Source organism: uncultured Campylobacter sp., assembly GCF_937997465.1.
In the GTDB taxonomy this organism is placed as follows: Bacteria; Campylobacterota; Campylobacteria; order Campylobacterales; family Campylobacteraceae; genus Campylobacter_A.
Genome location: NZ_CALKTQ010000332.1, coordinates 1 through 5370 on the forward strand (window position 1 = coordinate 1; position 5370 = coordinate 5370).

General features: G+C 45.0%; 6 protein-coding genes and 2 pseudogenes. 5 read left to right on the plus strand and 3 right to left on the minus strand.

Translation table 11 applies throughout. The features are described from left to right. Together Q0546_RS12025 and mscL are read right to left on the minus strand one after the other, a co-directional pair. Positions 1 to 136, minus strand: a pseudogene (locus Q0546_RS12025) (Crp/Fnr family transcriptional regulator); the annotation flags it as partial. Between the two features lie 12 nt (positions 137 to 148). After that, positions 149 to 553, minus strand: a complete 405-nt coding sequence (gene mscL / locus Q0546_RS11260) for a large-conductance mechanosensitive channel protein MscL (RefSeq protein ID WP_298793101.1) — start codon at positions 551 to 553, stop codon at positions 149 to 151. 125 nt (positions 554 to 678) lie between these two features. On the opposite strand from mscL, the gene gltX reads away from it, so the two are divergent. The 3 genes from gltX to Q0546_RS11275 are packed head-to-tail and all read left to right on the plus strand — an operon-like array spanning position 679 to position 3879. Then, positions 679 to 1980, plus strand: coding sequence for a glutamate--tRNA ligase (gltX, locus tag Q0546_RS11265; RefSeq protein ID WP_298793103.1), 1302 nt, complete (start codon positions 679 to 681; stop codon positions 1978 to 1980). Beyond that, positions 1977 to 2264, plus strand: coding sequence for a YggT family protein (locus Q0546_RS11270; RefSeq protein WP_297940707.1), 288 nt, complete (start codon positions 1977 to 1979; stop codon positions 2262 to 2264). Before gltX ends, Q0546_RS11270 begins: the two co-directional genes overlap by 4 nt. Next, positions 2248 to 3879 carry a lytic transglycosylase domain-containing protein gene (locus Q0546_RS11275; protein ID WP_298793105.1) on the plus strand — a complete coding sequence of 544 codons (1632 nt, stop codon included), beginning with the start codon at positions 2248 to 2250 and terminating at the stop codon, positions 3877 to 3879. The genes Q0546_RS11270 and Q0546_RS11275 overlap by 17 nt, the downstream gene beginning before the upstream one ends. Here Q0546_RS11275 and Q0546_RS11280 read toward each other — a convergent pair. Next, positions 3785 to 4279: a lipoprotein gene (locus tag Q0546_RS11280; RefSeq protein ID WP_298793106.1), complete on the minus strand. Its 495-nt coding sequence runs from the start codon at positions 4277 to 4279 to the stop codon at positions 3785 to 3787. The two genes, Q0546_RS11275 and Q0546_RS11280, sit on opposite strands and share 95 nt — an antisense overlap. Positions 4280 to 4379: 100 nt before the next feature. Here Q0546_RS11280 and mobB point away from each other — a divergent pair, with 100 nt between their 5' ends. Beyond that, positions 4380 to 4862, plus strand: coding sequence for a molybdopterin-guanine dinucleotide biosynthesis protein B (gene mobB, locus Q0546_RS11285; RefSeq protein ID WP_298056314.1), 483 nt, complete (start codon positions 4380 to 4382; stop codon positions 4860 to 4862). After that, positions 4859 to 5370: pseudogene (locus Q0546_RS11290) on the plus strand (fructose-bisphosphatase class I); the annotation flags it as partial. The gene mobB and the pseudogene Q0546_RS11290, both read left to right, overlap by 4 nt.

Here is a 5370-nt window from a genome sequence, read left to right on the forward strand (position 1 = left end):
GGTGGAGCCACTTTGACTCCTCGCCCTCCATAAATAAAAATTCGCCTTTTTTATATTTTTTTAGGATGCTGATATCTTCTAGCCTTTTTAGCTCGGCCTCGTTTAGCCCCTGAAAAAACGGGATTTGCTCTAGCATTTGCGCTCTTATTTATTTTTTTAAAAGATCTCTGATTTCGGTTAGAAGCGCGACGTCCTCAGGTACCGGCGCAGGCTCCTCGGATTTTGGCTCCTCGACTTTTGGTTTTTTGAGCGAATTTATAGCCTTAACGACGCAGAAAATACAAAACGCGATAATCGTAAAATCGACCATCGTTTGTATAAACGAGCCGTAGTTTACGGTTACGGCAGCCGTATCGCCGACTGCGTCTTTTAGCGTAAATTTTAAATCCGTAAAATTTACGCCCCCGGTTAGTACGCCTACGATTGGCATGATAACGTCGCCCACTAGCGAGCTAACGATCTTACCGAAAGCCCCTCCGATCACGACGCCCACGGCCATGTCGATGACGTTGCCGCGCATTGCGAATTCTTTAAATTCCTTGATGAAACTCATCTTTTTCCTTTAAATTTTAAAATTTAGATATCAATTATATTTATTTTAGCTTCACAAAAGATAAAAAAGCGAGGTTAAATGCCAAAAATGCTATAATCGCCCCAAAAATCAATAAGGAAATAAAAATGTATCGTTTTGCGCCGTCGCCTACAGGCGATATGCATCTGGGAAATTTAAGGGTTGCGATCCTAAACTACGTCTGTTCGCTCCAGGATAAAAGCGGCTTTATCATCCGCATCGAGGATACCGACAAGGAGCGCAATATCCCCGGGAAAGACAAGGAAATTTTAGAAATTTTGGAGCTTTTCGGCATCAAATGGGACACGCTTTATTATCAAAGTAAAAATTTAAAATTTCACCGCGAATTTGCGGCAAAGCTTTTGATAGATAAAAAGGCGTTTTCGTGCTTTTGCACTGAAAGCGAGTTGGAGGCTAAAAAAGAAGCCGCCAAGGCTAGAGGCGAAGCCTACCGCTACGACGGCACATGCGAGCACCTAAGCGACAACGAAGTGCTAAATAACCAAAAGCCTTTCGTCGTGCGCATGAAAAAGCCGCTAGGCACGATGAAATTTAAAGATGCTATAAAGGGCGAGATCAGCTTCGAGCCTGAAAACGTCGATAGTTTTGTGATTATGCGCGCTGATTTTACGCCGACATATAACTTCGCCTGCGCGGTCGATGATATGCTAGAGGGCGTAACCTTCGTCATCCGCGGCGAGGATCACGTCAGCAACACGCCAAAGCAAGACCTCATCCGCGAGGGTCTAGGCTACACGCAAAAGATAAACTACGCTCACCTGCCTATCATCTTAAACGTCGAGGGCAAAAAAATGAGCAAACGCGAGAACGAAAGTAGCGTAAAATGGCTACTCTCGCAAGGCTTTATGCCTGAAGCCATCGCAAACTATATCGTTTCTCTTGGCTACAAAGCACCGGTTGAAATATTTACAATAGAAGAAGCCGCGCAGTGGTTTGATATCTCGAAGGTTTCGGCGTCTCCGGCCAAATTTGACGTCAAGCAGCTTGAGCACATCAACCGCGAACACATCAAAAGAGCAAGCGACGCAAGACTAGCCGCGCTAATGGGTATAAAGCCAGAATTTGCGGCGATAGCTAGATTTTACACTCAAGAAAGCAGCCTGCTAGCCGAGATAAAGGCCAAGGTCGATGCGATTTTCGCGAGCAAATTTATTCCAGATGAGTTTAAGGCGGGTTGCGAGGCGATAAAAGCTGCTGTAAATTCGCTAAATTTGAGCGAATTTGGTGAATTTAACGAGCTAAAAAAAGCTCTCATGGACGCGACCGGACTAAAAGGCAAAGGCTTTTTTATGCCGCTTAGAATTTTGCTCACGGGCGCCGAACACGGTCCCGAGCTTAGCGAGCTATATCCGCTCATTAAACCGTATCTAAAGGAAATTTTACGATGATATTTTCGGTATTTTTAGAAGCAGTCGGCAGTATTCTGCATATCGTTATCAGCGCCTACACGTGGATCATCATAGGCGCAGCGATCATAAGCTGGGTGCGCCCCGATCCCTATAATCCTATCGTGCAGCTGCTCTACCGCCTCACCGAGCCCGTCTATGCCGCTATCCGCCGCGTGATACCGACGGTTTTTGGCGGTATAGATATAGCGCCTATTATCGTGCTTTTGTCGCTTCAGTTTATAGATAGATTTTTCGTAAGGCTTATGTTTGCTTACGCTGCTTAAATTTATCCTGCCCGCGATTTTTGCGGCGGCGGCGTTTGGCGGAGTTAAGAGTTTTGAGGAGATAAAAGACGAGCCTAAGGGGCTTGCTAAGGATTACTACTTTTACCGTCTTTTAACCGAAGGCGACTACACCAAGGAGCAGGCGCAAATTTTAAACAAAGACGTCTTTCGCCGAGCAGGCGTGCTGGCAAAAGAGCTAGCCGTAATCCTACCGCCTAAAAAAGCTAAAGACGTATGCGATAGCGTAAGCGCGAAAAATATCCTAGACGCAAACGTAACCTGCCAAAAACAGCGCCTTAGAGTGCCTTTTATGATGAAGCTAAAGAAGGAAACTAGGCAAAAGCTGGCGGATAAATTTAAAGACTCCGATCCGCTTCTTTACCGCCGCCTTAGCGCCCTAAACGCGAAGCATCCAGAGGACGAATTTGCTAAATTTAACGATACGGACGCGTTTTTGGTTTATTTTAAACAGTCTTCGCACAAGGATAAATTTGATAAGATATTTGACGCAAATTTTATAAATTTACTCGCGACGAAAAAGGAGTTTCACGCTCTAGCAAACGATTTGATAATCGATAAAAAATCGGCCAAATTTAGACAAAATTTTCTCGCGATAAAAGAAACCGAGCTTGCCGGCAAGGACGCCTTTATGCTCGGCATAAACGCGGTTTTGTTAAATTTGCCAAAAGATGCGATGAGGTTTTTTGCTAGAGCCGAGGCGGCATTTGATAGGCAGGACCGCAAAGATAACGCAGTGTTTTGGCTGTATCTACTAAGTAAAAATACAATCTATCTTGATAAGCTAAATCAAAGCCGCGACGTAAATATCTATACGCTTTATGCAAACGAGCTAACGGGCGCAAGTCCGGCCGCAAATATCGTCTCTCCGACGCCTACGAAAGAAAAGGTAGCTGACTACGACATAAAAGACCCGTTTTTGTGGCAAAAGACGTTTAAAATGATAAAAGAGATGAGTGCGCAGGACGCAGCAAAGCACTCTGAGGCCTTTAACACCAAAGAAACGCTGGGACAGTATGCCTACCTGATGGAAAAAGCAAGCGGCTACAAGGATAGTTACTTCGTCATGCCGTTTGTTGATGAGCTAGAGGAAGTAAACGCGACTAGAAAGGCGCTTCTTTATGCGATCGGCAGGCAAGAAAGCCGCTTTATCCCGGCCGTCATCTCGACCTCTTACGCGCTTGGTATGATGCAGTTTATGCCGTTTTTAGCTAATCACATCGGCAAAAAAGAGCTTGCAATCCCAAATTTTGACCAAGACGATATGTTTGACCCGCGCCTTGCGTTAAAATTTGCGGATCATCATCTAAATTATTTGGAGAAATACCTCTATCATCCGCTCTTCGTCGCTTACGCGTATAACGGCGGTATCGGCTTTACTAAAAAGATGCTTCAGCGAGGCGACCTTTTTAACGAAGGAAAATACGAGCCGTTTTTATCCATGGAGCTAGTACCCTTCGCCGAGAGCCGCGACTACGGCAAAAAGGTACTAGCAAACTATGTTATTTACCTAAAGCTTCTCCGTTCCAGTACATCGATTTCGACACTTTTTGAAAGCTTAAAGACGCCTTCTTTGACGGATAAATTTCGAAAGTAAGGTTGATTTTATCGCTTTTGATCTCTGGGGTGCTGACCTCAAAATACTGAGCCCACGGCACCTCAAAGCTCACTTTTTCTAAAAGCGGATCGTTGGCGGTCAGGCGTCTAACCATGATGCCTCGCTGCGAGCCGTTTGCGCTAAAGCTCTCGTCTAAAATTTTAGCTTCTTTGGGATGCACGGCCACGACGAATTTCTCTCTTTTTTGTTCATCGATTAGCTCGCTATAGATCGGATTTAGATAGGTTGCTACGATTAGGATATTCGTCTTGGCATCTATGATTTCAGATTTGCTAGTGTAGGCTAAAAGCTCGTTTTTTAATGGTTCGTGGATATATTTTTTATCCGCACAGCCAGCTAACGCCAAAATAAAACTTAAAAAAAATACGCTCTTTTTCATTTTAATACCTCTTTAAATTTGGTGCTATTTTAGATAAATTTTGCTTTTAAAAAGCCTAAATTTGCTATAATTCGCGTAAATTTCAAAAATTCGGAGAAAAATGAAAAAAGCGGCGATGGCGTTTTCCGGACCTTCAAATAGCGGCAAAACTACGCTTATTTTAAAGGTCGCCAAAAAATTTATCGATGACGGGCTAAAAGTCGTAATCATCAAGCACGACCCGGGCGACAAGGCGAGGTTTGACGTCGAGGGCAAGGATAGCTACAAATTTAGCCAAATAGGCGCCGAGGTCGCAGTCATGAGCCCGACGCGCACGACCTTTTTCTCGCAGGAGAGCAAGAGCGTGGAGGATGTCGTAATGATGGCTGGCGAGTTTGATTTGCTACTAGTTGAGGGGCTAAAGACCCTGCCGCTACCGCGCATTAGCGTGTTTAAGGACGAGATAAACGAGGATTATCTTAGCTTTTCAAACGCGATCGCAAGCTACAAAAGAGACTACGTCATAGATAAGCCAAACTTTGATCTAGACGATACGCAGGCTATCTGCGAGTGGATACTAAAAAACGCAAAGGTGTTAAAATGAACGAAATTTTCGAAACGATTAAAAAGATCGCCGTAAAAATCGGCGAAGAGATAAAATACGCCGATCTAGGCTATACGGGTCACGCTAACGCCACGGGCGACACGCAGCTAAAACTAGACGTGAGGAGCGACGAGATCATCACGGCCGAGTTTGCAAATTTAGCCTGCGTAAAAGCGCTCGTTAGCGAAGAAAAAGAGGATATGCTGGCGCTAAACGAGAGTGCGAAATTTATCGTCGCATACGATCCGCTAGACGGCTCTAGCCTAGTGGACGTAAATTTTTCTATCGGCTCGATTTTTGGCATTTACGAAAACGAGCTAACGCCGCAAAATCTAAAAGCCGCAGCCTACGTCGTTTACGGCCCGCGCCTGGAGCTCGTGCTTTGCGAGGAGGGGATGGCTCCGGCACTTTACCGCCTAGGCAGGGACGGCGAGTTTAAATTTATCAAAAATCTAGCGCTCGCGCAAAAAGGCAAACTAAACGCCACGGGTGCTACGCAAAAGGACTG

Coding starts and splice junctions, on each gene's coding strand:
- mscL (WP_298793101.1), bottom strand. CDS start 553: ATGAGTTTCATCAAGGAATTTAAAGAATTCGCAATGCGCGGCAACGTC.
- Q0546_RS11280 (WP_298793106.1), bottom strand. CDS start 4,279: ATGAAAAAGAGCGTATTTTTTTTAAGTTTTATTTTGGCGTTAGCTGGC.
- mobB (WP_298056314.1), top strand. CDS start 4,380: ATGAAAAAAGCGGCGATGGCGTTTTCCGGACCTTCAAATAGCGGCAAA.
- Q0546_RS11270 (WP_297940707.1), top strand. CDS start 1,977: ATGATATTTTCGGTATTTTTAGAAGCAGTCGGCAGTATTCTGCATATC.
- gltX (WP_298793103.1), top strand. CDS start 679: ATGTATCGTTTTGCGCCGTCGCCTACAGGCGATATGCATCTGGGAAAT.